We start from the raw sequence: 26,980 nt of genomic DNA, 5'->3' as shown, positions 1-26,980 counted from the left end.
GGTTACAGTTTCTGTATTTTCAGCGTAACCTGGCTCCCGCCCTGTAGTACCCGAAGAAAGAACAGGCCCGCTGGTTGTTGCCCGACGGATAGCGACTGACGCTCAACCGCTTTCGCCTGATCGATCCGGTGGTGACTCACCAGCCGACCATTCACATCCGTCAATTGCAGGTCAACCGCCTGGCCCCCGGCACCCCGGATTTCTACCGCCACCTGATCTCCAGAAACCGGGTTTCCCAGAATCGTGACCTGAAGTTCCGGTTTCAATTCGGCCGACAACCGGGCCGGGGCGCACTGGAACACTTTGGGTGAACCTTTCAGCACAAAGTTCGACCCCAACACCCGCGCCAGCACCAGCGTCCCGGTGGTGACACTGCCCGGTGGCGTAAACTGATAGGCATGTGCGCCGTTGCCTTTGCCCGCGTCCTTCAGATCCTGGCGGGAAATATTGGCCAGGGTGCTGCCCAACACCGTGATGTTGCCCGGACTGGGTTCGAGGTAAAACTCGACCGTCAGTGGTGTGTTGGGTTTGTTGCGGTCCCAAACCCAGCCCCGGATGCCTCCGCAATCCAGTTTGTCCAGATAGCCTTCGAAGCTGCCCGTCACCGTCGTGGTCGATGTCGGCTGAACCGTCAACGGGAAACTCACCGAGTTGGTGAGGTGGCCATCCGTGGCCGAGTAGGCCAGCACAAAGGTGCCCGCTTCGGTAGGCGTTCCGCTGATGACCCGCGTGGTGGGGTCGATCGACAAGCCCTCCGGCAGTCCGCTCAGGGCATACATCAGCGCATCACCATCCGGATCGGTGAAGGCCACCAGCGTTCCCGAGAAAGGAACGCCGACCTGAGCCACCACGGGCGTAATCAAAACCGTCGGCGTGGGCGGTTGCGGAGCCCTGTTGCCCCCCGGTCCGGCGTTTCCCTGACAGATCAGGGCTTTTGGCGAATCTCTCAGCACAAAGCTGCTGCCCGTCACCCGCGCCGAGAGACTATGGGGCAAACCGTCTTTAAGATTTTCGGGAATCGACCAGATAAAGGCGTGTTTTCCGTTCCCCTTCCCTGCGTTCAGCAAATCCTGCCGAAACTGGTCGGCCATGAGGGTGGCAATCACGTTCGCGCCGTCGAGAATGTCAATCGAAAGGACGGTATTGGGTTTGTTGCGATCCCAGGCCCAACCCCGGAACGTGGCGCAATCGGCCCCGTAAATGAACCCATCGAAGGAACCAGTGATGGTTGGAGGGTTGACCACCACGGTTACACTGGCGGGATCGCTGGTACAGGCATTGGCCGTACAAACGACCTGATAGACAAAGGCTCCGGGCGTGCTGGTGACAACGGTGATGGCCCCGGTCCCCGAAGAACCGCCCGGCCCGGTCCAATGGATCGTCCCCGAACAATTACTGGCCGTTAAATTGACCGCTGCCCCCCCCTGCGTGACGGTGGTGCTGGTGAGGTTGGGAACGGACGGTATTGCAGCAACGACCAGCTCACTCATGGCCGAGGTTGACTGCTCATCCGCACGAATCGTCAGGGTGAAACGTTGGGTACCCGAGCCACTGGCTACCAGCGTCTGGCTGAACGGGTTGCTGCTGCTCGTGCCTGTTACCGGTGTATTGCCGTTGGTGAGCGTGTAGGCATAACTGCCCGTGACATTCCCGACAGTGGCGGTGAAGGTGACCGGACTCCCTACGCAAACGGAAGCCGAATTGGCCGTAAAACCCGTCAGGCTGGGAACGGCAGCCGCTCCCTGATAAACAAGTTTGACATCGTTGGCGGTATACAAAACCGTCCAGCCAGACGGAACGGTAACGGAGCTGAACGTTCCATTGAGCCCCCAGGGTGCCTTTAATAGGGTCACTTCATCGCCATTGGTCGGGGTATAGGCAACTGAAACGGTTAACGTACCGCTGATGGTGGCGGTGTAGTTCACGGAAATCTGATCGTAGTCGACACCCGCCGTGCCGGTTCCTTTCACATCGATTTCCAGGGTGCTGTTGCCAAAATCCCGGCTCCCGTTAAAACTGATCCAGCCAGGCGAATACCCCGGCGACAGCGTGCCGCCCGCGTGGAGGAAGTTGGCGCCATCAATGGCACCGGTTCCTTGGAATACCCCGCCGGTTTTATTGGTGAAGGTACTACCGAATGACTCATTAAAATGCGCCAGTAGTTTGTTATCCGCTGGCGTTAATGCGCCAATGGTAACGGTTCCGGCATTCGCGAAGTCGTCCTTTTCGATATCCAAACCGCCCAGAAAGAAATGGTCGATGTTGATTTGCCCCCCCGTTTGGTTGGCAAAACCCGCCCGGTTGATGATGCCATACTGCATCACAACGTCAAGGCTCCCAATAATGAGGGTTCCGGCATTGGTAAAGGAAGCGGGCGCTGTCAGGGTGATGTTGTGAAGCCCGACGTACGAGGAACGGTCGATTTTGAGGTCTCCTCCCGCTTGGTTGGCAAAGGTGGCCTGGTTCTCCAGACCCGTCGAACCCACACCCGCTACCCCGCCGATGGTGATGGCGGCTGCATTCGTGAACGTTCCCAAACGGTTGTAAAGCCCAATTTCGCTGGAACGGTCAATCCGGACATGGCCGCCCGTTCCGGTATTTGTAAAGGAATTCTCATTTACAATACCATACTTCCCTGTACTTTCAGATGCTCCAATGGTGATGGCGGCCTCATTGGTCACCGTACCTTTACCCTGATCATTCGAAATTTTCGTATTGATAATACCGGCTTCAGTAAAGCGATCGATGCTGATGGTTCCTCCGGAATTGTTGAGGGGACCAACGTTGTAAATCCCGTACTCGCCGACACCCGCTACGCCACCGATGGTAATGGTCGCCGAATTGGTGAACGAACCCGAAAGGCCGAGATTCGAAGCATTGTAAATTCCATATTTGGTCGAGCGGTCAACCCGGATGTGGCCGCCTGCATTCGAAAATACGCCGTAATTATAAATACCGTACTGCCCGATAGTTTCTGATCCGCCGATGGTGAGGGTCGCCGAATTGGTAAAACTTCCTTCGGCAATGTACACTCCGATCGTCGTGGAGCGATCGATGCGGATGTTTCCCCCGGCATTATTCTTGAAATTACCGGCTTCCTGAACGCGAATGCCCACATATCCCACACCGGCAATGCCACCGATGGTGATGGCGGCTGCATTGGTGATTGTGCCGGCGATGAGATTAACCCCGTAGTTATCGGAACGATCAATAGCAATCGTTCCGCCCGAATTGTTGTTAAAAGTGCCCCGGTTTTCAATACCCGAGTGTCCCACTGCAGCGATAGATCCGATGGAAATGGTCGTCGAATTGGTAAAGATTCCATTGATCGACTCGAGTTCGTCGGCATGGTTCACCAGCGCCCGCAGCGAGGAGCGATCAATTTGGGTGGTTCCACCCGTGTTGTTGAAGGTGGCACTATTCCAGAGGCCGTGATACCCCACCGTGGCATTTGCACCGATGGTAAGGTCGGCTGCGTTGGTGAAGGTACCGCTGGCGTGATAAAGCCCGGTGTCGGTCGAGCGGTCGATTCGGATATGACCTCCCGGATTGTTGTTGAACGTAGCCTTGTTCCAGACGCCATAAGCCCCCACGTTGGTGTTTGCTCCGATGGTGAGGTCGGCCGAATTGGTGAAGGTCGCATGGATCGACTGGGCGACGTCCCCATTGTTCATCACCGCCCATTCGGAGGTACGATCGATGTGGATGCTCCCGCCGATGGTGTTGTTGAACGTCGCATCGTTCCTGATTCCCTGAAGCCCGACGCTGGCCTGCGCCCCGATGGTGATGGTGGCCGCATTGGTGAAGGTATCGGACCGGTGAAACAGCGCGGTGGTGCCGTACCGATCAATGCGGATTTGGCCGCTCCCCTGGTTGGTAAAAGCCGCCCGGCTGATCAGACCGTACGTCCCCACAATCTCCGAGGCCCCGATGGTGACGGTCCCGGAATTGGTAAAGGTGCTGGCGGCCTGATGAAGGCCGACGTACGAGGAACGATCGATGTGGAGGTCGGCCCCCGCTTTGTTGATAAAAGTCGCCTGGTTTTCTACTCCCGTAGCTCCGACACCGGCGTTCGCGCCGATGGTGATGGACGCCGAATTGGTGAACGACCCCGACGCGTTGAGCAGCCCGATTTCGTTGACGCGGTCGATCCGGATCTGGCCGCCCGTGTGGTTGAACGTTCCCCAGCTCGACAACCCATAATTTCCCGCCGGTTCTGTGGCCCCGATGGTGATGGCCGCAGCATTGGTGAAGGTGCCGTCGGCGTGATAAAGCCCCGTTCCGCTGGTGCGATCGATGGTGATGGCGCCCTCTGCATTATTGTTGAACGTTCCCCGTGTTTCAATGCCCGCACTGCCAGCCGTCGTCGAGGTCCCGGCCGAAACGGTCGTGGCATTGGTAATGGTGATGGTGGCAGAATTGGTAAAGGTAGCGTCGATCGATTTTGCGGCTTCGGCATAGTTCACCAGCCCCCGAAACGTCGCGCGATCAATGCGGATGGTCCCTGCGGTATTGTTGAAGGTGGCATCGTTCCAGATACCGTGCAGCCCAATATCAGCCAGCAGTCCGATGGAAATGTCTGCTTCGTTCGTAAAAGTACCGCTGGCCTGAAAAATTCCGGTATCGGTCGAACGGTCCATGTGGATTTCACCACCGGTTTTGTTGGTAAAACTTCCCTGGTTGATCATTCCGTATTTTCCGACGCTGGCGACCGAACCCAGGGTCAGGTTGCCGCTGTTGTCGACTGTCCCCAGGTTGTTCAAACCCGCCGTGAACTCAGACGGGGTGCTGTACGTGGCAAAACCGTTGATGGTCAGGCTTCCGGTCGCGTTGATGGTCAGCAAGCCACTGGCCTGAATGAGCACCGATTGGGCCAAAGCCGCCGTACCTCCGGCAATGACGGGGTCGTTCGTTACGTCGGGAATAACGACATCGTCGGCTGCATCCGGCACCCCCGCCGACCAGTTGCCCGGTTTGTCCCAGGCGGTATCGATACCCCCGGTCCAGGTGGTCTGCGCAAACACGCTGCTGGTTACCCAAATGAACATCGGAAGTAAAAGCCAAAACCGCCGGGCAGCAACTCTCCGGCGGGCGGAGTTATTCATTGTAAGGTTTAGTAAGGGTTCTCTCATGGAATATTCTGTTTTATTGACCATTGCCGATTGACCATCGGCGGTTGCTAATGGTCAATCGGCAATGGTCAATGGTCGTTCTCAATCGTCAATCGGCGGTATACAGCATAACATCTTCCACCCGGAATTTAACCAGCTCGATGACCTGCGCATTGGGCCTTAACAGGGGCGGTATGGCCCGAAGAACACTTTCTTTGTCCTCAAAATCGTAGATAAACCACATTTTATGAACGCCGTCTTTACAACCCCAGTGCGCGTGGGAGATGATGTGCGAACCGGAGTTCAAAAAAACGTTGATCACTTTTTTACATTCCGACACCGTCTCCGAGTGCGGAATTTCAACGAGGTAGGTTGGCATTTTCTGCGTGTTCAGGGGTGAGTAATGATTCTATGTTAACGGGTCGGAATTCCGAACCAGCGGGCTTTCCGGCTGGAGCCAAAATGGTCCTTGTCGACGACCAGCATTTCGGAGGGTTCGTGGTGAATCCCGTGGGGTTTGGGTCCCGAGAAAAAATCGACATCCACCCGGCCAACCCGGCCTTCGCCAAATTCGATGTAACAGGAACCTGCACCCGTATAAACGGACGCGTTGTTGTTCCCCCGAAACGAGGCAATGATGGAAGCGGCCGCAATTTTGGCCGCCCCTTCCGCAAAAACCCCGGCTTTGGGGGTTCCGACGCTGGTGACATCGCCGATGGCATACACGCCGGGAAACCGGGTGAGCAGATCCGTTTTAGTGACCGGAATCCACCCGTTTTCGGCCAGACCGCTTTCCAGTACCACCTCCGGAGCCACGTGTTTGGGAATACCAAGGAATAAATTGTAAGGCATTTCGGTGCCGTCATCCAGAGTAGCGACCTGACGCGATGCGTCGAGCGAACGGACTTTCCGCTGGGGAATGAACTGGATGTGCCGTTCTTCAAACGCCCGGAGCAAGGCTTTCGACGTATCGGGCGACGGCGGAATGGGTGAGCCAAACGGCATGACGATGCTGATGGAGCAAGCGTCCCGCACCCCGCGTTTGAGCAGGTAATCATGCAGCATCAAAGCCGCTTCGCTCGGGGCGGGCGGACACTTGAACGGTGCCCCACATACGCCGACGATGGCATGACCACGGGTAAACTGCGGAATCACGTTCCGCAACGTTTCGGCTCCGGCAAAAGAATAATATTCATTCCCGCCTTCTGCCAGTCCCGGCGTGGCCGCCAGGTCATAATTGGCACCCAACGCAACCACCAGCACATCCGCTTCGTACGTGGCATTTTGGGTGGTAACTTTTTTGGCAACCGGATCAATCGCCGTGATGGTTTCCTGCCGGAACCGGACGCCCGGCTTGACCAGATGACGGTACGGAACCCTGACCGCATCCGCCGGTTTTCGCCCAAACATCACATCCAGTTTGGAAAAACCGAAGAAAAAGGAATCATGTTGATCGATCAATGTCAGATCCAGCTCCGTTCCGAGGGATTCCGAAAGAATGGTGCTGAGTTCCAGGCCTCCAAAGCCTGCTCCGAGTACCAGTACACGTAATTTCATAGCACGGCTTTTAGGGGGCTGTTTGATTGGAAATTGCCTTGATGCGAACCTTAGTTTTGGCCTGGTTGAGCCACGATGCGCAGGTACGGTTTGACGGTTTTCCAACCATTGGGGTATTTTTCTTTGGCCTCCGCATCCGAAACAGCCGGCACAATGATCACATCGTCGCCATTCTGCCAGTTGACCGGCGTCGCTACTTTATGAGCCGCCGTCAGTTGCATGGAATCCAGCACACGCAGGATTTCGTGGAAGTTGCGACCGGTGGTCATCGGGTAGGTCAGGTGCAGTTTGATTTTCTTGTCGGGACCCACGATAAAAACCGTCCGGACGGTGTGGTTGGTAGCCGCCGTCCGGCCTTCCGACGTTCCGGGCTCATCGGCCGGCAGCATGTCGTACAGCTTGGCAATGGCCAGGTCGGTATCCCCAATCATCGGGTAGTTGACCGGATAGTGTTGCGTTTCTTCAATGTCGGCTTTCCATTTCAGGTGGTTCTCGACCGGATCGACGCTGAGGCCAAGCACTTTGCAGTTGCGTTGTTCAAAATCGGAAGCCAGTTTGGCCATGTACCCCAACTCAGTGGTGCAAACCGGGGTAAAATCTTTCGGGTGGGAAAAGAGAATGGCCCAGCCGTCGCCGATCCAATCATGAAAATTCAGGGTTCCTTGGGTTGTTTCCGCCTGGAAATCAGGAGCAATGTCACCTAATCTGAGACTCATGGTGTTTGATTTTTGGAAGGTTTGTAAAATGGTTAGAGCAGCATGTATCGTTTTTGGCACTGTTCGCATTCGTAATTTTTGGGCGTTAGGGTGCCCAGGGATACCAGCTTGATAAACCGCCCGGCGATGGATCGTTGGGGAGAAAGCACCAGATTACCGCCACAATGGCTGCAGCGAATCCCCAGAATATTTCGTTTGATGATGATTTTGTCCAGATCGAGCAATCCCATAACGGAACCAAAACTGTTACCGTTTGGGCAAATGGCCAACTAAAAGGGACGAATGTGGCTTTTCAGGGATGAACGCAGGGAACTTGGGGAGGAAGTCTGTGACGATAGGAACACGGATTAGACGGATTGAACAGATCAACACCGATCGTAATCTGCGCAAATCCGTTCCATCTGTTTAATCCGTGTTCCTGGTCAATGTATACAATCAGGATTCAGGTAGGCCCAACGCTTTGAAAAGCTCTTCCCGGTAGGATTTCCCGATGGGTATTTTAGTGCCTTGCAAGTCAATTTCCGTCGGAAAAATATCCTCGATGTGGTTGATGTTTACGGCGTAACTCCGGTGGATGCGGATGAACAGGCCGGGCTCCAACTGTTCCAAAAAATCATGAATGGTGGAACGAACCATGACTTTCTTTTGGGAGGCCAGGTGCAGAGTTACATAATTGGCGTCGCTCTCCAGGTAAAGAAGTTCTTCAAAAAACACCTTTCTGAACACATACCCGTCCTTCACAAACATGAAATTTCGGGTGGAGGACGTGGCTAGCGAAGCGGGCTTTCCACCCGCCTGTTTCCCGGTAAAGTTGCTGAAGGCGATTTCAATGGCCGCAAACAGTTCTTCTTTCGTAAACGGTTTTACAATGTACGCATGCGGTTTTACCTTTTTGGCCCGGTCAATCGTATCGGCATCGCTGTTGGCCGTTAAAAAAATGAACGGAACCGGATCAGCTTCATTCAGCTTCTGCGCCACATCGATCCCGTCTTTCCGACCGGCCAACTGGATGTCGAGCAAAACCAGATCCGGCTTGTCGTGTTCAAGCATTTCCAGGGCTTCGGTGTAGGTGATGGCCGGTCCGCAGTGCGAATACCCCAGCTCATCGAGGGTATTCAGAATTGTCCGGGCAATCACCAGTTCATCCTCCACAACGCCTATTTTTAAAACAGCCATGACCTTTAGTCTTCGTTTTTCCGCTGATCGCGGTTGGTAAAGTAAATGGTAAAAGCAGCTCCGTTTTTCATTGCATACTGCACGCTTCCACCAATTTGCCGGCTCAGGTCATTGACCAGTTGCAGACCCAGCGTCGACGCCCGGGCCAGATCGAAACCGGGCGGCAGACCGGGGCCATCATCGGCGTACCGCAACTGGTACCTGCCCTCGGTGAGCGAACGGATCTCCAGTTGAATTTCACCGGCGGCTCCTTCCGAAAAAGCATATTTAAACGAATTGGACAACAGCTCATTCAGAATTAACCCCAGCGGAACGGCGGAATCGATATCCAGGTGCAAATCCGGCACGGCAATCCGGATGGTAACCGGTTTTTGTTTTTGAAAAACACTCTGAACCTGCCTACAAAGGTCATTGATAAATCGTTTCAGATCAATGGTACTGAGGTTTTCGAACTGGTACAGGTTCTGGTGAATCAGCGCAATGCTGCGGACCCGGTTTTGTCCATCCCGCAAAGCATCTTTTGCGGTTTCATCCGTCAAGCTCTTGCTCTGTAGTTCCAGCAAGCCCGAAATAACCTGTAAGTTATTCTTGACCCGGTGGTGAATTTCCTTCATCAGCACATCCTTTTCCAGCAACAAATCCGACTGTTCGGACAGGGAGCGCTTCAACTGGACAGTCCGTTCGTTTACCATTTGCTCCAGCTTCTTTTTGTCGGCCGCCAGTTGTTTTATTCTGAAACGAATGAAGACGGAAACAGCCAGGAGAAACAGCAGGATGGCTCCGGAAATAAACCACCATTGCCAATAAAACGGCTTTAAAACGGTCAGGGGAAGGATCAATTCACTTTTACTCCAGGCTCCCTCCCCGTTTTGGCCCTTGATGTGCAGGGTAAAATCGCCGTAGGGCAACCCACTGATGCGGATGGAATTCTCCGTAATGTAATTCCAATCCTTGTCAATGCCTTCGATTTTATACGCATACCGGTGCGCTTCCTCTTTGGTAAAATCCAGCAACTGAAATTCCAGGGTAAAAAACCGGTCATTGGGTTTCAGCGTGATGTGTGCCGTATTCAGCAGCTCGGTTGTTTTGTTGACCAGCTCGTTTCGTGAACTAACAAACTGGTTAAACGCAATGATTCGCAACGGCACCTGAAGCGTCGTGGTATCAGCTCTGAAATCCCGGGGGTGAAACGCATTGACCCCGTCGATGCCCCCAAAAAAGAGCCGACCGTCGCTGGCTCTAAACGAAGAGGTTCGGTTGAACTCATTGTGCGTAATGCCGTCAACGGTGGTGTAGGTATTGACGGAGAACGACTTCCGGTGAAAGCGGACCAGGCCGTAGTCTGAACTGATCCAGAGATGATCAAATTCGTCGGGTTCAATCCGGTACAACACATCGGACGGAAAACCGGCTGTGATGTTGAACTGCCGGAATGTGTTGGCTTTGGGGTCCCAGCGGTATAACCCTTCGCCGTTGGTGGCCAGCCAGAAAATCCCGTTGGCATCCCGGTAGGCATCCAGTAAACTCAGGCCATTGAGAAAAGCGGATTGGATTTTGACGAATGACAATGGACGATTGACCACCGACGATTGGCCATCGTCAATCGTCAGTTTATACAACCCGTTCTCGGCAACGGCCCAGACGGTACCGGTTTTGTCTTTGAAAAACCGGTACACAAATTTGGCTTCGGGCGTGTTGGGAGTCGCCACGGAAAGCGAATCAAACTGGCGGGTACGGGAATTGAACACCGACAAACCGGTGGTTCGTCCCAGAAGCAACAGGCTGTCGTTCAACGAAAACATCGACCAGATTTCCGACCCCTGCCCGCCCGGAGAGGCCCTGATCGTATTTTTCGCTGCATCGTACCGAAACAGGTTATAACCGCCGACGTAGAGTGCCGAATCGTGTTTAACAATCGCGTATTTAATTTCCTCATCGGAAACCGCCTGTAGTTTACCACCCTGCTGACTGAAGGTGTGCGTCCAGATATTGGCAACGATCGGGCCGGTATCATCCGCATAGATTCCCCGGGCCTGGCTGTTGGGCTGGAGGGATTGCTGACTGATGGAAAAATACGGCTCGAACCGGTTCTTTTCGATCGCCAGTTGCAGAACCCCGAGGGAAGTACAGAGCCAGAGGTTGCCCAGATTGTCCGGAAAAAGCCCGTAGATAAACAGATTCTCAAATCCCTTCCAGTCAGATTTAGAAATCACTTTCAAAAAAGCATCTTCCCTCCACAGGTAAAGCGCATCCGTACTGATGTACAAAATGGAAGAAAGGGCATTGGTTGCGACCACAATCTGATACCAATATCGGTCTTTTACCGCATTCAGGTGGTATTTATGCAGATCACCGACGGATTCAAACCGGCCTTTCTGGGTTATCCTGCCAACGGCAAAACGATCCACCTCGGTTTTGGTGTTGTAAGTAACAAGCAGTTCATTTTGACGCGTAAATCCCAGGGGTAATGATCGCAACACATCCTTTTGCGTAAAGGCCATTACCGTATCGTTCGTGATCAGATACTGGGGGTCCTGGTTGGTTAATTTCAGCAGGGCACTCCCGTTTCCGAAAACGCAAAAAGGCCCGGTGACGCGGGGATTAACGGCTGACTGGGTTTGATTCCAGCTTTTCAGTTCGTAACGGAGCCGAAACCCCCGTTTGGAAGAGTATTTCCAATACCGGAACGGAAAGGCTGTTAAAAAACTAACTTCATCAGTGCCGTCATTGGCGATCCAGTAGACATCCTTCTCTTGAAACGGCAGGTTGGGAAAAACCGCCTTCAGTGTTTTAACTTCCTGCGTCGTGGCATCCATCACATCCACTTTCCCATTGGTGGTGAGCTGAAAACCCGTACTGCTGTAGGCAATGAACAGGTGATTAGCATCATCTTTTGCTAGTTGCACCACTTTATTATCCTGCAGTTTATTCCGTTGCCGGGTAAAGAGCAGACAGTCTTTCCCATCGTAGCGGTTCAAGCCGTTGCGGGTGCCAAACCACAGAAAACCGGCGGCATCCTGTAGCCCGCAAAACACCTCGTGAGAAGCCAGGCCATTTTCAATGGAAAGCAACCGCTTGGTAATGGTGTAGTCCGAAGGCGCTGGTGTAAATTTGCCTTGCGCCAGTACGAAATGACCGGTGATCCCGAAAGCCAGCATCAGGAGGCCGCGAAAACAACAGGAAAAGAGGTTTCGCTTGAGGAGCCGAACGAACCGGGTCATTTTAAAGGGTCTTAAAACCGCAGGCTAGATACGATAGATGTTCATAAAGCGCAACAATTATTTCGCTAATGTTACCTTAGAACCATCACTGGTTGCTCCTCAACCGCATTTGCCCCCAGCCTTGCCCCCCGCCCCTCAAGGGGGAGTTGAGTTACCCGCGCTCCAAGCTCCCCCTTGAGGGTCAGGGGTCAACCAGCAAAATAACCGCCGGATTCAAATTGGGCTTATCAGCCCACTGCTTTAGCGGTGGGTATAGCGAGAAGTACCCCCTTCTAACAAAACCGTTGTAACGGTTTGCGGGACGATGAATCCGTTAAAACGGTTCCGTCATGCTTCGGGTTTATTTCCATCTACCCACAGCTAAAGCGGTGGGCTGATAAACATTCAATCAGGCAATTATTTTGTATGAATCAATAAAACGTCACCGGCTCAGACCCAACTCTCCTTTTTAGAACCGCCCGAATTCTTTGTAGACGTCGAAGGGATCTCGTCCGGTTGCCATGGCTTCCCGGCTGCGGGATTCGCTGGCAAACCACGCTTCGGCCAGTTCCAGAACCGGAATCGTCAGGTCGGACGGCACCACCACCACACCGTCGTTGTCGCCGAAAATGTAGTCGCCGGGGTTCACTTTCAGCAACCCATCCATTCCCTTCACAAAAATGGGAATCTGGTAATCCACCACCATAAACCGCCCGAAGGCTTCGACCGGGTTCCGAAACCGGCAGAACGTCGGGAAGTCCATGTCGATCAGGTAGTTGGAATCCCGCGTGGAACCGTCGATGACCGCCCCGACGCAGCCGTGGGCAGCCGCAGCCGTGGCCGAAATTTCACCAAAATGCCCGCAGGAAGTGTCGCCCTGCGTGTCGCGGATCTGGACAATCCCCGGTTTCATGCTTTTGAACATGCCGAGTCGGATGTCGTGGACTTTCGTGTCCCGGCTGGGCGTCGCCACCCCGTGGGCCGTAAACGCCGGGCCGGCCACTTTCATGGTGTGGGTCAGTGGATAAACCCCGCTGGCCATGCATTGTTTGTGATACCCGAGGTGTTCAAGGGCGTCCGAAACCAGGCCCGTATACAGCGTGAGGTACCGACTCTGGATTTCCTGCCAGTCATAGTTAACTTCCACTTGCCGAACAGGATACGAATTCGTCATTACTTCCATTATGCTACGTAGTTAGTGAGTTGATACTCGGTTTATTGTTGTTAACCGCCGTTCCCGACCGGGTTCGGCAGCGGATGATTGTGATGAATCTGCTGAATTTCTCCGGCGGACAACGCCCGGTCGAAAACCGCCAAACCGCCCAGTTGTCCGACAAAATCGTTGCCGATGGCCCCCAACCGGTGGACGGCCCCTACCGTGAAGTCGGAGCCGGATTCGCCCCCGTCGAAAATACCTTCGGCATACGGATACGGATTCCGGTCGGGCCGCGCGTCGAACTGGCCGTTGCGGTACGACCGGATTTCCCGTCCGTCGTACGTCATGGCCACAAACGTCCACGCATCAAACGCCACGGGCGTCTGGCCGATGGACACATCGACGCACCATTTTTCGCCGGGCGTTGGTCCGCCCACACCCGAAATGTGGCCGCACACCTGGTCTGCACTCTGGTGCAGCCGGATGTTCAGAAACAGGCAGTACTGCCGCATTTTCCGGGTTTCATTCCATAGACCGGCAATGGCTTCACATTCGGCGTTGTGGTTGCTTTTGGGTTGGCGTTTCACCCAGGCCAGCACCGTCACCTGGGCATTTTTGCCGTGAATGTTCAGGCCGGGACAATCGGCTCGGAGAATCGTCAGGTATTCATGCTCCCTGATATGGAGAGAATACTCCGACAAAACACCACCTTTCACCCTGGGCACCGGCCCGGTTGGCTCCTGCAACCGGTAGGCATATTTCCCTTTGGAGAGCAAAGGCTGTTTCTCCGAAAAATCCCACAGGCACAGCAAATTCGGAACCGACACAAGGGATTGATCCGAGGGTGTGGCTTTACTGGACGGATTCATGATCATACCGCTGAGCAGGGTGGTTTGCGTTAAAAAAGTTCGTCGGTTCATTCGGTTGGTTCGCGGTCTTTGTCAAAAAACCAGATCGCTCCGCTGCCGATAAACAGGCTTCCCAGCACGTACACCCCCGAAAGACTGGCAAGACCCAGCGTCAGACCCAGCGTGGGTTTCAGAACACCAAGCAGGTAGGGTGCCGAAGCGCCAATCAGGAAAGCACAGGCCAGCATCAACCCGTAAGCCGATGATCGGATTTTGGGAGACACCACCTCATACAGCGAAGCGACAATGTTGGAATCGTACCAGCCCCGAAAAATACCAAACAGAAACAGGGCGACGTAAGTCATGGTTTGCGTCTGGCTCATGCTGATCCAGTAGATAAACGGCGCCCCCAGCAACAAGCCCAGCGCCTGAACGACCAGCCGGCTGCGGGGGTTGGTTTTCGCGAAATGATCGGAAATTCTGGCGCCCGACAACACGCCCAGAAAAGCTCCGAGGTGGTGGTAGAACAGGGCTGAAAAACCGGCATCGGTCAGGCTCATCCCGAACTTGTCGACCAGAAAGGAAGGCATCCAGGTCAGGTAGCCGACGTTGACAAAAACCATGCAGCCAAAGCCCAGCGTCAGCAGAATCACCGTCGGTTTTCGAATCACAATGCGGGCGGTTTCGCCGATTTCGGCAAGCAGCGGTTTTTGCGGGTCGGTTTTCAGAACGGGCGTGTCTTTCGGAATCCGGACAAAAAACACCACCGCCAGTAAAATCCCCAACCCGCCGAAGAGGTAAAAAGCTTTCTGCCAGCCGTATTGCTCCCCAATGTACCCGGCAATGATGCCACTCAGGATAATCCCGAAATACACCGCCGTCTGGTGAATCGACAGGGCGAACGACCGGCTTTCCCGGTAGTTTTCGCCGAGAAGTGCGTTGGCCGAGGGCGCATAAAACGCTTCGCCCCCGCCCGTCGCAATGCCCCGGAGCAGAATAAATTGCAAAACCGTCGCACAGAAACCCGTCAACAGGGTTGCGCACGACCAGAACAGCAGGCAAAATCCAAGAATGTTCCGGCGCGAAAACCGGTCGCCGACAAAACCGGCGATGGGAACCAGCAGCCCGTAGGTCCAGACCAGCGCAGAAGCAATCAGGCCCAGCTCGGCATCGGTCAGGCCGAGGTCCTGGCGGATGAGGGGCAGCACGACGCTGAAAATCTGCCGGTCGGCCTGGTTCAGAAAAAACGCCAGCCAGAGCAGCGTCAGCAACTCCCAGCGAAAACCGACCGGTTTTTGCGTTACAACGGGGGCGGGTTCGGTCATCATCAGGGAAGTTTAGCGGTGATCGTTGGGGCATTCCAGGCACTGACCGACAGGGTGGCATTCTTGCGGGTTTCGGGTTCCCGCCAGAGGACATCGAGCGTCAGTTCCTGCGTTTCGCCGGGGGCCAGCCAGTTGTAATTGTCCGACGCGACGATAGCCCGTTTGGTGCCGGCAATGTCGACTTTAGTCATGAAAGCCGGGACGTTTCCGGCATTGCGGATTCGGACCCGAAGGCGGCTCTGGTCTTTCCCGAGCGGTTCGGCGGACACCACCGCCGAGGTCAGCGACGTAGCAGTTTTGGCAACGGTAGCCTTCAGAAACGGCCCTTTTTCCAGCGTCGGCCACGGAATGGGGGTGCTGACGTATTTCTGATAAAAACCGTCCTCTTCCAGTATCGAAAGGCTGCGGGGAAAATAAAACGAACGGGACAGCAGCTTTCCACCAGCATCGCGCAGTTCAATGAGAATCAACAGAAACCGGTCGCGGTAGTCGGCAGGAATCGGGTAATCCCCGGCGTTCACCTTGCTCACCGAAGTGCCTGCGCCGACGTTCACCGACTTCTCCTGTTGCCAGAGGGTTTTGAACGTGTCGTCGAACACCCGAACGCTTACTTTCGCACCGGCGATTCCCGTTGGTACTGAATTCGTTATCTTCACAGGAAGCGCCAGGCGTTCCCCCGGTTTCCAGAGCAGACGCGGCAGGTCGATGGCCACGTGGGTGGGTTCGTAGGTTCGTTTCAGGAAGTAATACGGCGCTCCGGCATTCCCGAACCAGTCCAGCATCTGAATGGCAATCACGGGCCAGTGGCGTTTGAAAACCCACGGCATCAGCCCCGCCGTGACGGGGTAATTGCCCTGCATTTTTTCCGACAGAATCTGGTAAAACTCCCCTGCCCCGATTTGGGATGCCTCCGCAATGGTTTCAATGGTGGGGTCGGCCATGTCGGCAACGTGCGACGCCCGGCTTAACATCCGGGGAACACGACCGGGGCCGTATTCCGTAAAATGGTGGATAAATTCCGGGTGAGCAGCCCCAAAACTTTTGTCCCACATGTTGCCCAGGCCCGTAAACTCCTTGTTATCAACCGTTTCGTAGAACAAACTCGCTTCGGGAATGCTGTGCATCCCGGTTTCCGACACCCAGGGTTCGAACTGGTAACTGCGGTTATACCAGGTTGGGTCCATGTCGGGATAGGCGTGCATGGAGCCGTCGTCGGGTGTGGTGCGTACAAACAGCCGCGATTTGTCAAAAATATCCAGGTTGCGTTCCAGAATCCCGATGGACTTCGCATTGCCGGACGAATACGGATTGAATTCGTTGCCCCCGCACCAGATCACCAGCGACGGGTGATTGCGCAAACGGGTGATGTTTTGAACGACCTGCGCTTCCCAGATGTCCTGCGGAAAATCGGGCGTGTCCTGGTTGCCGATCGGAAAATCCTGCCAGACCATGATGCCCAGTTCGTTGCAGATGTCGTAGAAGGCGTCGGTTTCGAGCAGGCCACCGCCCCAGATGCGGATCAGTTGCACGCCCATTTTTTTCGCTGCTTCGAGCGTCCAGCGGTAGCGTTCTTTCGGCAAATCGAGCAGAATGTCCTGGGGGGTAAAATTCATCCCTTTGACAAAAATCTTCCGGCCGTTGACCACAAATTGCCAGTTTTCCCAGCGGTCGGCAATGCGTGGTCCGGCGGTGGCGACCCGGTCGATGGTGCGAATCCCGTAGTCGAATTGCAGGACATCGGCGGTTTTCCCGGCCCGTTTCAGGGTTACTTTCACCGTGTACCGGTTCGGCTCTCCCAGCCCGTTCGGCTGCCAGAGTTTGGGGTTGGGCAGGGTCAGGTCGTGTTCAAACCAGTTGCGCCCTTCATACACGCTGAGCGGGAATTCTTTGGACAAAACCGTGCTTTGGGCCGAGATCAGTTCGACCAGCAGGCTCAGTTTCTCGTTGATCGGGCTAAAAACCGTCCCTTTTTCGTTGGGATGGTTCAACTGCGTATTGTTCCAAGGGTGCAGTTGCTGTTGCAGCGAATGGCGGTTGGCAAACACTTCGCCCGAAAGGTGTAACTCGGCTTTCCCGTTCGTCACGGTTTTGGTGGTCAGATAGGGTCGCTCCAGGTGAATCGGCGGCACAATTTCCAGACGTGCCCCCTGCCACATGCCCACGCTGAAGAACGCTTCCCCCCCCGAACCACCCGAGATTACCCAGGGTTTGATGATCCGGCCACTGGCCCGCGGGTTGAAGCCGGTTCGTTTGGAAAAATCGTAGTCGCCGGTCGAGGTTCGGGGCAGATTTTCGTAATCCGTGGCCTTGTTGCCCCAGTTTCCGGCGCGCACTTCCACCGTAATCTCATTCGCCTGACCCCACCTGACCAGACGGCTGATTTCAACCGAAGGTCCGCCAAACATGCCCTCGTGAACCCCCACCAGGCTGTCGTTTACCCAGACTTTCGAGAAATAATCGACGCCATCGAAGCACAGAAAGAGTAACGACCCCTGCGCAGAGGCCGGGAGATTTACGGTTTTCCTGTAATACCAGACCTTTTCTTCCAGCCAGCGGTATTGCGTCGAGTTCTTGTGGTAATAGGGATGTGGTAATTTTCCGGCTTTGAAATACGCCCAGTGAACCGAATTAGGGACGGTAGTCGGGAACGGGTCTTTCCGGGGCGTCTTCAAATCCGCTACGGGGGCATCGGTGTGCGACAATTCCCAGCCGCTCCCCGACAACGCGATGTGCTGCGCTCCGGTGCGGGGGCTGATGCGGTACGGGCTCCAGAGTTTCGGGCTTTTGTCATCCGACGGCGCCAATCCCGGCTGGGCCGAAACCGAACCGACCGTCAGCAGTGTTGTGAGTAGGAAGAACAAATAAATCGGATTATCTTTCATTGTTAAAAAGCTAAGGTCATGGAAGCACTCAAATTTGTACAAAGAGTTACCGACGATACGCTGGTGTTGCCGATGCCCCCATCGTATCGGGAGCAGGAGGTCGAGGTGATTGTTTTGAAGAAAGAATCGATTCCAAAACCGGAACTTACGAAAGAAGAAAAGCTGGAAATTCTTCGCAAATACAGAGGTACCTTACCAAAATGGGAGCCCGGCCCTGATTTTGAAGACGAAATGTATACGCAGGAATGAAAATATTTGTCGATTCTTCGATTTTGATAGAATACATCAAAGATCAAAAGACCGTACTGCTGGAAGAGATGTTCATTCAAAGTCTTCCACTTTATTACAATAGCATTGTTCTTACGGAATACATCTACTACTTTCTGGGGCATCACGGTACAAAATCTCCACGCACCTTGAAAGAAAATAAACGGATTCCTGAAATTGTGATTCAGAACGAACCGCTTGGACTGCTTAGCTTGTTTGAACAAGTTTATAATCCCGAGCCTTCTTCTTCGACTGTGATCCGCTTGATGAAAACATACAATTTGCTTCCGAATGATGCCATTATTTTGGCACATTGCCTGACTGCGGGTATCCATTACTTAGCTTCTTACGATTCTGATTTTCAAATTCCCTGCGCAAGCGAAGGCGTTACATTAATCGACACCGTCGAGGTGTTTCACGCTCATTTTCCGGCTTCATAAGGCCCCGGTTTTCCGTATCCGCGCATCAGCAGCAAACCGCCGTCAAGCGTGATCGTTGAACCGGTCATGTAACTGCCCGACGCCACCAGATCGACCAGCACTGCCGCCACCTCATCGGCCTGCCCCAGTCGCCCGGCCGGAATCCCCTGACTGACTTCCTGAAGCAGGGCCGGATTTTCCCAGACCGCCCGGTTGATGCCGGTCTGAATGGCCCCGATGGCGAGCGTGTTCACCCGAATCTGGTGCGGAGCCAGTTCCATCGCAACGCCTTTCATCAGGGTTTCTAGCGCGCCCTTGGTTGCGCCGTACAGGCTCAACCCCAAACCGGGTCGAATCCCGTTGACTGATGTAATCGTCCAGATGCTTCCCGCAACACCCAGCTTCACCATGTTTTGGGCCACCGTTTGGGTCAGGAAGGTGGTGCTTTTGAAATTGACCGTATTAAACTGCTCAAAATCAGCCTCCGTTACGTCCAGAAAGTGTTTTTTGTACGAAACCCCCGCGTTGTTGACCAGCACATCCAGCGACCCCGCCAGTTCCCACGCCTGTTCGCCCAGGCGGATGGCCTGAGCGGTTTGCTGCAAATCGGCCTGCAGCACATGAGCAACACTGCCCTTCTGCCGGATCGCGTCGGCAACGGTTTCGGCGTCGGCCCGGTTTTCGTGAAAGTGAATCACCACCTCACACCCTTCCTCCGCCAGCCGCAGCGCAATGGCCTTTCCAATACCGCCCGACGCCCCCGTAACCAGGGCTTTTTTACCCGTCAATCTCCTCATTCAGCATTTCTATTAATGTTGTTCGCTAGTCGTTATTATTTTTGACACCATCGCATTCTGCCCCTAAATCCCCTAAAGGGGACTTTTGGCACCTGAGGTTTCTGCGTCCAAGTCCCCTTCAGGGGATTTAGGGGCAGAATGCGCTATTCGATGTTCAATATTTACTATCCCCACTTCCTTTCACATCCCTCCCACCGTCGGAAACCAATCCGGACGATACGGATCCTGGTGAAAACGGGCGTAGTAATCGCCTTTCTCTTCGTAGTATTTTTCGTAATGTTTCATCTTGTCCTCATCGAGCGAGACACCCAGCCCCGGCCCGGTCGGCACCTTGATGCAACCGTTTTCGTATTTCATCAAACCGCCTTCGATGATGTCGTCAGTGAGGTAATGGTAGTGGGCATCACCGGCAAAATTCATGGTCGGAATGGTCGAAGCGGTATGTATCATGGCCGCCAGTTCAACACCGAACTCCGCCCCGGAATGCATGGCAACGCCCAGATTGAAGGTGTTGCAAACCGCAGCCAGGTCTTTCACCCCGCGCGGCCCCTCCCAATAGTGCAGGTCGGTCAGCACAATGTCCACCGAACCCATCCGGATTGCCGGGGCGAGGTCGTCGAATCTGGCGGGATACATGTTCGTTGCCACCGGAATGCGAATCTGTTTGCGGACGGCGGCATTGCCTTCCAGTCCCCACGACGGATCTTCAAAATATTCGAGGTTCAGGTCTTCCATCCGGCGGCCCATCTGCACGGCGGTTTGCACCGACCACAAGCCGTTCGGATCGATTCGCAAGCCGAAATCGTCGCCCAATTGCCTGCGGCAGAGTTCCAAAACCCGAGCCTCCTCTTTGGGAGCCATCACCCCCGCCTTGAGCTTCATCGCCTTGACGCCCAGCGTTTCGTGCAGCTCCTGGCAATAGTCGGCCAGATCCTCGGCGGTTTCGTCGTGCTTGCCATCGCCCGGCCGGTCATACCGCCAGAACAGATACGCAATAAACGGCACTTCGTCGCGGATGCGTCCGCCCAGCAAATCGCTCATCGGGCGACCCAGCACTTTGCCCTGAATGTCGAGACAGGCCATTTCGAGGGCGGCATACAGGCGGGCATTGGACAGGTAATAAATACTCCGCAGTACTTTCAACTTCATAATTTCCAGTTGAAACGGATCGAGCCCGATGATGCGCGGTTTCAGCTTTTGCAAAGCGCCCCGCTGGTCTCCCCCGCCCACTTCACCCAGTCCGACAATGCCTTCGTCAGTGATAACTTCGACAATAGTCCGGAGAAAATAACCGGGATGCACGCCGGTATTGTGGCGAAGCTGGGCATTGAGCGGAATGGCCACGCAGCGGGTTCGCAGGTCAATGATTTTCATGCTTGTTTTTTTGAGTGCCGTAAAAGAGCCTTATTCTACGATTTTAATACGAATCGACCATGCGCCTTTTTAGTCCAGCACCACGACCTGCGTGCGGGCGCCACTTTTCGGAAACTGAACTTCTTTCTCGTATTTCTTCCCGTTCCGTTGCGTGACCACTTTATACGTACCGTAAAACCCCTTGTAACTTACCGCGTTATTTTTGGGCGAAGTCGTTACATTCGTACGCCATTCCTGATTGATAAGCCGGTCTAATACGTCGTAAGCGGGCTTTTTGGTAAAGTCCCGGTTCAACAGGCCGCCTTTCCACTTGTCTTCGCCGGGCACTACCGTACCATCCGGTTTAATCCGGGCGGGAGCGGCTGTTCCATCGACCAGATTCCACCAGATAATACCTTCTACTTTGGGGTGGCTAAACCATAGTTTGTAGTAATTCTCCGTCATGGTGGCCTGGTATTCCGGGCCTTTTTCGGACAAAGCCGATACCGTGATTTCGGTAATGTGAATGGGCAAATTGAAGTCGGCGTACAAATCGAGGGTGTGGAACAAGGTAGAAGGCGTCATGGCTTTCCCTTTCAGAATCTGCTCATATTCAGGCTCGCTGAAGTTATGAAACTGCATACCGATCGCATTGATTTTGGCATTCCGCAACAGCAGATTTTCGGTGAGCAGGTAATCGGCATTGTATTCACGCTTGTTGCTACGTCCCCAGATTCCGGTAGTGAAGTTGAGCGTAAACACATTGCTGTTTGGGAAATGGCGCTCGCTTTCTTTGAATGCCTTGAACGCGAAATCTTTAGGCATCAGCACGTCGGGGTGGCGGTCGGTTACTTCATTGACAACGTCCCAAATCTGAATGTCGTGGCCATACCGCTCGCCGATTTCCTGGATCCGTTTGCTGAGTTTCTGCTCCATGATTTTTTCATCCTTCGGTAGCCAGGTTGGCAGCGACCAGCGTGGATTGTCCCACACGAGCGTATGGCCTTTGGGCGTCAGATTGTATTTCCGGACAAACTCCATCACGACGTCGGGTGCAGGACGGCGGTAACTATAGGGGCTATCTTTTCCAAAACGGAGTTTGCCCGGCTCAGGCTCCAGTTCGGGCCAGTAGAACGGAATGGTCACGAAATTGAACAGTTTGGCAAAATGCTCCTCATACAGTGCATCTTCTTTCGGATTCCGGAACCCCTTCACCATGAAGCCGTTGGCTCCGAAGTAAAAATCGTGGCGGGTTAGTGTTAACGAAACCTCCCCGCTTGATATGGGATTCCCTTCTTTATCCGTAAACTGAATGGTGAAGGCCCCCATCCGGTTTTCGCGGATGCCATCGGCAATGCGTTGTTGGATGGCGGGGTCGTTCCACTGATTTTTATACTCGTCGGAAAGCTGGGCCGAAGCCTGAAGGGCCGATAAGGTTAGGAATGCTGCCGTGGCAATGTGTTTCATTTTGAAAGGTTAACCGGTTGGAAATTGGCGGGCTAGTTGTTTTTTTTGAAAGCTTAATTGCCCGATTGCGCCCGTTTTTATAATCCATCATATCGGATACCGAAACCCGCTGATCAATACCCCGGATTCTGGTCAGTTGCGGAAAGGGCGGTGTTGTAATTCAGCTCCGAAACCGGAATGGGCCAGAACAGGTGTTTATCGGCCACGTCTTTTCCGGTAGCGGTTTTGATCACCTCTTTCAATTTGGCCGTTCCGAGCCGTTTCAGGTCGAGCCAGCGTTTGGCTTCATACTGCGTTTCGTAGCCCCGCTCTTTCAGCACCAGGTCATGAAAGGTCGTCGCGGTATAGTCCGCCAGTTTGAAATCCACGTCCGAAGCCATCGTTGGCACCTTTCCGTAGGCCCGGCGGTGCACCTGATTCAATGCTTCCATCGCAGCAGCCGTTGGCCCGGTTCCGGCCCGGCTGGCGGCTTCGGCATACAGCAGCAAAATATCGGCGTAGCGGTAGATTGGGAAATCATTCCCCGCACCGTCGCTGGTAGCCGCAATCGGGTCCGAAAACTTCTTGCACAAAATGCTGTTTTTCCCCAGGCCAATGTCCCAGCTATACCAGAAGGCGGTTTTCCGTAAATCTTTTTCGTCCCAGGCTTTTTGCACCGGATTGTTCTGGGTGTCGCTGTAATGCGCATAAAAACCGCCCGCGCCGTGGAGTTTCGAACCCGGATGGTGCGAAAACATCGCCAGATACATGCCCTGCCCGCCCTGACGGGTTGCTTTCAGATACCAGATTTCTTCCGTCGAAGTAACGACCGTCGGCCCGAACACCTTGCTGTCAAAATCGGCGGCAACTGCCACCGGCACCAGCGAAAACTTCCCGGATTTGATGATTTCATCGGCTTTGTCACGGGCTTCGGCGTACTGGCTCCGGGTAAAATATACTTCGGCCAGAGCCGCCTTGGCCGCCCATTTGGTGGCCCTGCCCACCTGCGTGCCTTTGTCGGGCAGATTGGCTTCGGCTTCTTTTAAATCACTCAGAATCAAGGCGTACACTTCTTCGGCGGTGTTGCGCTTGACATTGGGTTCGTTGAGCGTCGCTTCGGTGCGGATCGGCACCCCGCCCCAGTTGCGAACCAGCCAGAAATACGCGAAAGCGCGCAGGTATTTGGCTTCAGCCACAAATTTCGTAACGTCGGCCGGACTGATGCTGCTGCCTTTCGGGGCATTCTGAATCACCAGATTGGCATTTCGGATGCTGAGGTAGAACAACCGCCAGCCGTCGTCGGTCCGTGGAATGTTCGTGCTGTTCAGTCCCTGAAAATCGCTCAGCACCTGGTAGCTACCCCGCCCGTAACTGTAGTCCGTATACGCTTCGAGCTGCGCGCCCAACTGCCCCGTGATGCCATTGGTGGCCCGGAGCTGGGCGTATGCCGCATTCACGGCCGCTTCTACTTCACTGGCGGTATTGTAAAACGTCTCCACCGCGACGGCTTTGGGCTTCTCAACCAACACATCCTCGCAAGCCAGCAGACTGAGGAATAAGGGAAGGAATAGGATCTTTTTCATAGCTATTTGTGATTGAGCGAATGAGTGATTGAGTGAATTATCCATGCGACAGCCACTCAATCGCTCATTCACTAATTCGCTCAATAAAATTAAAAACCGACCCGCAGGCCAAAGGTGACGGACTTCGAAGTGGGATAGCTGTAATGGTCGATACCCTGACCGATGGAATTGGCGCCCCCCTGCGAGTTGGTTTCGGGGTCCCACCACGAGTATTTCGTGAGCGTCAGCAGGTTCTGGCCACTGGCGTAGACCTGCGCCGTCCGCATCCAGGTGACGCCCATTTTCTGCAACGGCAGGTTGTAGGCCAGTTGAATGTTACGCAGGCGTAAATACGACCCGTCTTCGACAAAGCGGTTGGAGTAATTGTAGCTGTTGGCGCGGGAAATAACCGGGTATTTCGCCGTGGTGTTGGTCGGTGTCCAGTGATTATACAGCACTTCACGCGGCATGTTCAGCCCAAAACCGTAGTCGAGCGTGTTGTTGATCGAACTGACGTTGACCAGGTTGTTACCCTGCGTACCCTGCACGAAGAACGTCAGGTCGAAGCCCCGGAACGACATGGCCGAATTAAAACCGTAAATAAAGTCGGGGTTCGGATTACCGATAATGGTTTTGTCGAGCTGGTTGATCACGTTGTCGCCGTTCTGATCCACATACTTCACCTTGCCCTGTTCGGTGTAGCCTTTTTCCACGTAGCCGTAAAAAATACTCATCGGCTGGCCTTCACGCAACAGGTTGGCGGCATCGCTGATGAGCGTCACACCCACACTGCCGCCCAGAATGTCCTGCCCGCCGTTCAGCTTGACCACCTTGCTGCGGTTGAACGAAATATTGCCGTTGACATCCCATTTAAAGGCCTTGTCAAAAATGCGGGCTTCCAGCCCAATTTCAAGCCCTTTGTTCTGAATTTCGCCAACGTTCCGAATCGTGCTCGTAAACCCAAAACCGCTCGGTAACTGCACCGTATTGAGCAGGTCGCGGGTGTTTTTGATGTAATAATCGAGGGTCAGGCGGAAGCGGTTGCTGAGAAAACCCGCGTCGATCCCGAAGTCGGTTTGCTCCGTAGTTTCCCACTTCAGGTTGCCGGGCAACTGCGTTCCGGGGGCGAAGGTGTTGAAGAGCGCATCGTCAAACACGGTTTTTCCCGCCGACAGGTTGTTGAGGGTCGCATACGCCCCAATCGCCTGGCTACCCGTCAGGCCCCAGCTTGCCCGCGCCTTCAGGTCGGTAATGAACGGCACATTTTTCATGAACTCTTCTTCCGATACCCGCCAGGCCAGAGCGCCGGAGGGGAAGTAGCCCCATTTGTTGCCTTCGCTGTATTTGGAAGACCCGTCGGCCCGGAAACTGATCGTAGCCAGATACTTATTGTTGTAGCTGTAATTCACACGCCCCAGATACGACAGCAACGTACTGAGCGAATAGCCCGTCCCCGGAATACCCGGTGTTGCCGCCGAACCCAGATTGGCGGTTTCGGTGATGTCGCTCAGAAAGCCCACACCCGACGCGTTCAACGATTTGCTCAGAAAATCCTGGTAGGTAAAACCAGCCACTGCCGAAATGCTGTGTTTGACGGCCACGGTTTTGATGTAGCTGATCGTGTTTTCACTCAACAGGCTCATTCCCCGGCTCGTCGACACGCTGGCACTGCCCTGGGAGTTGACAAATTTGGTCGTTGTGTAGGAGTCTGTGCGGTCATCGCTGTTTTCAATACCGCCGGAAATCTTGATGGCCAGGCCGTCGAACGGTTTGAACGTCAGGGCCGCGTTGGCCAGCACCCGGTTGGCATCGACATCGTCGGAAGACTGGTAGATGTAATTCAGCGGATTAGTCAATACATTGGAAATGAAGGGATAAGCCGTTGCCAGCACGCGGTACGAACCGTCTTCGTTGTACGGCGTCAGGGTTGGCGGGGCCGAAATGGCTGCCGAGATGAGCGATCCGCCCCGGTTGCCGCCCCCCGAATTCTGGCGGCTCGTTGTGATTTTGGTCAGCGTGGCACCGTACGACAGGTTGAGCTTCCGGCTGACATCCGACGAGATGTTGGCCCGGAGCGAATACCGCTTGTAGTCACTGCCGATCACGATGCCCTGCTGGTTAAAAATACTGCCGCCCACCGAATACCGCGTTTTCTCATTGCCTCCGCTGATGGTCAGGTTGTGCGTCTGCATGGGTGCTTTCCGGAAAATCAAATCCTGCCAGTCGAACCCTTCGCCAAAACCATCGATCTGTGCCTGCGTGAAATACGGGGTCACTTTATCGGTCGTGGCCTGTTCGTTATAGAACGTCGCATACTCCCGGGCATTCATCAAATCCAGCTTTTTGCGCAGGGTCTGGATGCTGTAGCTGCCTTCGTAATCCACCTGCATTTTGCCGGATTTGCCCTGCTTGGTCGTAATCAAAACCACCCCGTTGGCGCCCCGCGACCCGTAAATGGCCGTCGCCGAGGCATCTTTCAGAATTTCAATGCTTTCAATATCCGTGTTGTTGATGATGGTCGGATTGCTGCCCGAAGTCGGAAAACCGTCCACGACGTAGAGCGGTTCGTTGCTGCCCTGAATCGAATTGGTTCCCCGAATCCGGACGCTGATACCGGCCCCTGGCGCCCCCGTGTTCTGCGTCACCTGCACGCCCGGCGCCCGGCCCGACAATGCCTGGAGGACATTCGTTGCCGGAAAAGCGTTCAACTCTTTGGCCTTCACCTGCGCCAGGGAGCCGGTCAAATCCGACTTCCGAACGGTTCCGTAGCCTACCACGACGACCTCATCCAGTTGCCGGGAATCGACCACCAGCGCTGCATTGACCACCGACTGGTTTCCGACGGCGATTTCCTGCGCCACATAGCCCACCGACGAAATGACCAGCGTTGCGTTAGCCTGGTTTGCCAACGTTAGCCGGTAATTTCCTTCCGCATCCGTTGTGGTTCCCGTTGTGGTTCCTTTGAGCGAAACCGATGTACCCGGCAAGGGCGCATTGTCGGCCGCTCCGGTCACCCGGCCCGTTATCACCACCGATTGCGTCCATCCGGTCGACGGGATCAGCAGAACCGCCAGACAGACACGAAGCCATCTATAAAGGTTTTTTTTCATAGGGTTCAGTATTTAATTTTTATATTATAAAATCTAATTTTATTTCATTGCAATT

General features: G+C 54.3%; 18 protein-coding genes. 2 read left to right on the top strand and 16 right to left on the bottom strand.

All coding sequences use genetic code 11. From position 1 onward, the window contains the following. Window positions 1-2 precede the first annotated feature (2 nt). From ACS5NO_RS26050 to ACS5NO_RS26000, 11 genes are all read right to left on the bottom strand, one after another. Complete coding sequence (locus ACS5NO_RS26050) at window positions 3-5,105, bottom strand: DUF8693 domain-containing protein (protein ID WP_439417851.1); 5,103 nt, start codon at window positions 5,103-5,105, stop codon at window positions 3-5. Between the two features lie 115 nt (window positions 5,106-5,220). Next, window positions 5,221-5,490, bottom strand: a complete 270-nt coding sequence (locus ACS5NO_RS26045) for a hypothetical protein (protein ID WP_439417850.1) — start codon at window positions 5,488-5,490, stop codon at window positions 5,221-5,223. Window positions 5,491-5,525: 35 nt separating this feature from the next. Further along, the gene (locus ACS5NO_RS26040; protein ID WP_439417849.1) at window positions 5,526-6,668 is read right to left on the bottom strand and encodes an NAD(P)/FAD-dependent oxidoreductase; all 1,143 of its coding nucleotides are present in this window, start codon (window positions 6,666-6,668) and stop codon (window positions 5,526-5,528) included. Between the two features lie 50 nt (window positions 6,669-6,718). After that, window positions 6,719-7,384, bottom strand: coding sequence for a peroxiredoxin (locus ACS5NO_RS26035; RefSeq protein ID WP_439417848.1), 666 nt, complete (start codon window positions 7,382-7,384; stop codon window positions 6,719-6,721). A gap of 32 nt (window positions 7,385-7,416) precedes the next feature. Next, on the bottom strand, window positions 7,417-7,614 hold the full coding sequence (locus tag ACS5NO_RS26030; protein WP_439417847.1) for a hypothetical protein: 198 nt from the start codon (window positions 7,612-7,614) through the stop codon (window positions 7,417-7,419). Between the two features lie 205 nt (window positions 7,615-7,819). After that, window positions 7,820-8,560, bottom strand: a complete 741-nt coding sequence (locus ACS5NO_RS26025; RefSeq protein ID WP_439417846.1) for a LytR/AlgR family response regulator transcription factor — start codon at window positions 8,558-8,560, stop codon at window positions 7,820-7,822. Window positions 8,561-8,565: 5 nt separating this feature from the next. After that, complete coding sequence (locus ACS5NO_RS26020) at window positions 8,566-11,781, bottom strand: histidine kinase dimerization/phosphoacceptor domain -containing protein (RefSeq protein WP_439417845.1); 3,216 nt, start codon at window positions 11,779-11,781, stop codon at window positions 8,566-8,568. Between the two features lie 448 nt (window positions 11,782-12,229). Further along, entirely contained in the window at window positions 12,230-12,943 is a 714-nt protein-coding gene (locus ACS5NO_RS26015) for an RraA family protein (protein WP_439417844.1), read from the bottom strand. Between the two features lie 41 nt (window positions 12,944-12,984). Further along, window positions 12,985-13,836, bottom strand: coding sequence for a LamG-like jellyroll fold domain-containing protein (locus ACS5NO_RS26010; protein ID WP_439417843.1), 852 nt, complete (start codon window positions 13,834-13,836; stop codon window positions 12,985-12,987). Next, window positions 13,833-15,089 carry a spinster family MFS transporter gene (locus ACS5NO_RS26005; RefSeq protein ID WP_439417842.1) on the bottom strand — a complete coding sequence of 419 codons (1,257 nt, stop codon included), beginning with the start codon at window positions 15,087-15,089 and terminating at the stop codon, window positions 13,833-13,835. Before ACS5NO_RS26005 ends, ACS5NO_RS26010 begins: the two co-directional genes overlap by 4 nt. A gap of 2 nt (window positions 15,090-15,091) precedes the next feature. Then, window positions 15,092-17,971, bottom strand: coding sequence for a glycoside hydrolase family 2 protein (locus ACS5NO_RS26000; protein WP_439417841.1), 2,880 nt, complete (start codon window positions 17,969-17,971; stop codon window positions 15,092-15,094). An 18-nt stretch (window positions 17,972-17,989) separates the two neighbouring features. On the opposite strand from ACS5NO_RS26000, the gene ACS5NO_RS25995 reads away from it, so the two are divergent. After that, on the top strand, window positions 17,990-18,220 hold the full coding sequence (locus ACS5NO_RS25995) for a hypothetical protein (protein ID WP_114406677.1): 231 nt from the start codon (window positions 17,990-17,992) through the stop codon (window positions 18,218-18,220). Further along, window positions 18,217-18,678 carry a type II toxin-antitoxin system VapC family toxin gene (locus ACS5NO_RS25990; RefSeq protein WP_439417840.1) on the top strand — a complete coding sequence of 154 codons (462 nt, stop codon included), beginning with the start codon at window positions 18,217-18,219 and terminating at the stop codon, window positions 18,676-18,678. Before ACS5NO_RS25995 ends, ACS5NO_RS25990 begins: the two co-directional genes overlap by 4 nt. On the opposite strand, the gene ACS5NO_RS25985 is transcribed toward ACS5NO_RS25990, so the two are convergent. From ACS5NO_RS25985 to ACS5NO_RS25965, 5 genes are all read right to left on the bottom strand, one after another. Further along, window positions 18,660-19,454 carry an SDR family NAD(P)-dependent oxidoreductase gene (locus ACS5NO_RS25985; RefSeq protein WP_439417839.1) on the bottom strand — a complete coding sequence of 265 codons (795 nt, stop codon included), beginning with the start codon at window positions 19,452-19,454 and terminating at the stop codon, window positions 18,660-18,662. The genes ACS5NO_RS25990 and ACS5NO_RS25985 overlap by 19 nt on opposite strands. A 180-nt stretch (window positions 19,455-19,634) precedes the next feature. Further along, window positions 19,635-20,828 carry an enolase C-terminal domain-like protein gene (locus tag ACS5NO_RS25980; RefSeq protein WP_439417838.1) on the bottom strand — a complete coding sequence of 398 codons (1,194 nt, stop codon included), beginning with the start codon at window positions 20,826-20,828 and terminating at the stop codon, window positions 19,635-19,637. A gap of 69 nt (window positions 20,829-20,897) precedes the next feature. Beyond that, window positions 20,898-22,274 carry an endo-1,4-beta-xylanase gene (locus ACS5NO_RS25975; protein WP_439417837.1) on the bottom strand — a complete coding sequence of 459 codons (1,377 nt, stop codon included), beginning with the start codon at window positions 22,272-22,274 and terminating at the stop codon, window positions 20,898-20,900. 113 nt (window positions 22,275-22,387) lie between these two features. After that, complete coding sequence (locus ACS5NO_RS25970; RefSeq protein ID WP_439417836.1) at window positions 22,388-23,836, bottom strand: RagB/SusD family nutrient uptake outer membrane protein; 1,449 nt, start codon at window positions 23,834-23,836, stop codon at window positions 22,388-22,390. An 89-nt stretch (window positions 23,837-23,925) separates the two neighbouring features. Then, on the bottom strand, window positions 23,926-26,925 hold the full coding sequence (locus ACS5NO_RS25965; RefSeq protein WP_439417835.1) for a SusC/RagA family TonB-linked outer membrane protein: 3,000 nt from the start codon (window positions 26,923-26,925) through the stop codon (window positions 23,926-23,928). Window positions 26,926-26,980 lie beyond the last annotated feature (55 nt).

This window comes from Larkinella fluvii, from assembly GCF_051857545.1.
GTDB lineage: Bacteria > Bacteroidota > Bacteroidia > Cytophagales > Spirosomataceae > Larkinella.
The sequence above is the reverse complement of the archived record's forward strand: the minus strand, read 5'-3'. Positions and strand labels throughout refer to the sequence as shown.

Coding starts and splice junctions, on each gene's coding strand:
- ACS5NO_RS26050 (WP_439417851.1), bottom strand. CDS start 5,105: ATGAATAACTCCGCCCGCCGGAGAGTTGCTGCCCGGCGGTTTTGGCTT.
- ACS5NO_RS26045 (WP_439417850.1), bottom strand. CDS start 5,490: ATGCCAACCTACCTCGTTGAAATTCCGCACTCGGAGACGGTGTCGGAA.
- ACS5NO_RS26040 (WP_439417849.1), bottom strand. CDS start 6,668: ATGAAATTACGTGTACTGGTACTCGGAGCAGGCTTTGGAGGCCTGGAA.
- ACS5NO_RS26035 (WP_439417848.1), bottom strand. CDS start 7,384: ATGAGTCTCAGATTAGGTGACATTGCTCCTGATTTCCAGGCGGAAACA.
- ACS5NO_RS26030 (WP_439417847.1), bottom strand. CDS start 7,614: ATGGGATTGCTCGATCTGGACAAAATCATCATCAAACGAAATATTCTG.
- ACS5NO_RS26025 (WP_439417846.1), bottom strand. CDS start 8,560: ATGGCTGTTTTAAAAATAGGCGTTGTGGAGGATGAACTGGTGATTGCC.
- ACS5NO_RS26020 (WP_439417845.1), bottom strand. CDS start 11,781: ATGACCCGGTTCGTTCGGCTCCTCAAGCGAAACCTCTTTTCCTGTTGT.
- ACS5NO_RS26015 (WP_439417844.1), bottom strand. CDS start 12,943: ATGGAAGTAATGACGAATTCGTATCCTGTTCGGCAAGTGGAAGTTAAC.
- ACS5NO_RS26010 (WP_439417843.1), bottom strand. CDS start 13,836: ATGAACCGACGAACTTTTTTAACGCAAACCACCCTGCTCAGCGGTATG.
- ACS5NO_RS26005 (WP_439417842.1), bottom strand. CDS start 15,089: ATGACCGAACCCGCCCCCGTTGTAACGCAAAAACCGGTCGGTTTTCGC.
- ACS5NO_RS26000 (WP_439417841.1), bottom strand. CDS start 17,971: ATGAAAGATAATCCGATTTATTTGTTCTTCCTACTCACAACACTGCTG.
- ACS5NO_RS25995 (WP_114406677.1), top strand. CDS start 17,990: ATGGAAGCACTCAAATTTGTACAAAGAGTTACCGACGATACGCTGGTG.
- ACS5NO_RS25990 (WP_439417840.1), top strand. CDS start 18,217: ATGAAAATATTTGTCGATTCTTCGATTTTGATAGAATACATCAAAGAT.
- ACS5NO_RS25985 (WP_439417839.1), bottom strand. CDS start 19,454: ATGAGGAGATTGACGGGTAAAAAAGCCCTGGTTACGGGGGCGTCGGGC.
- ACS5NO_RS25980 (WP_439417838.1), bottom strand. CDS start 20,828: ATGAAAATCATTGACCTGCGAACCCGCTGCGTGGCCATTCCGCTCAAT.
- ACS5NO_RS25975 (WP_439417837.1), bottom strand. CDS start 22,274: ATGAAACACATTGCCACGGCAGCATTCCTAACCTTATCGGCCCTTCAG.
- ACS5NO_RS25970 (WP_439417836.1), bottom strand. CDS start 23,836: ATGAAAAAGATCCTATTCCTTCCCTTATTCCTCAGTCTGCTGGCTTGC.
- ACS5NO_RS25965 (WP_439417835.1), bottom strand. CDS start 26,925: ATGAAAAAAAACCTTTATAGATGGCTTCGTGTCTGTCTGGCGGTTCTG.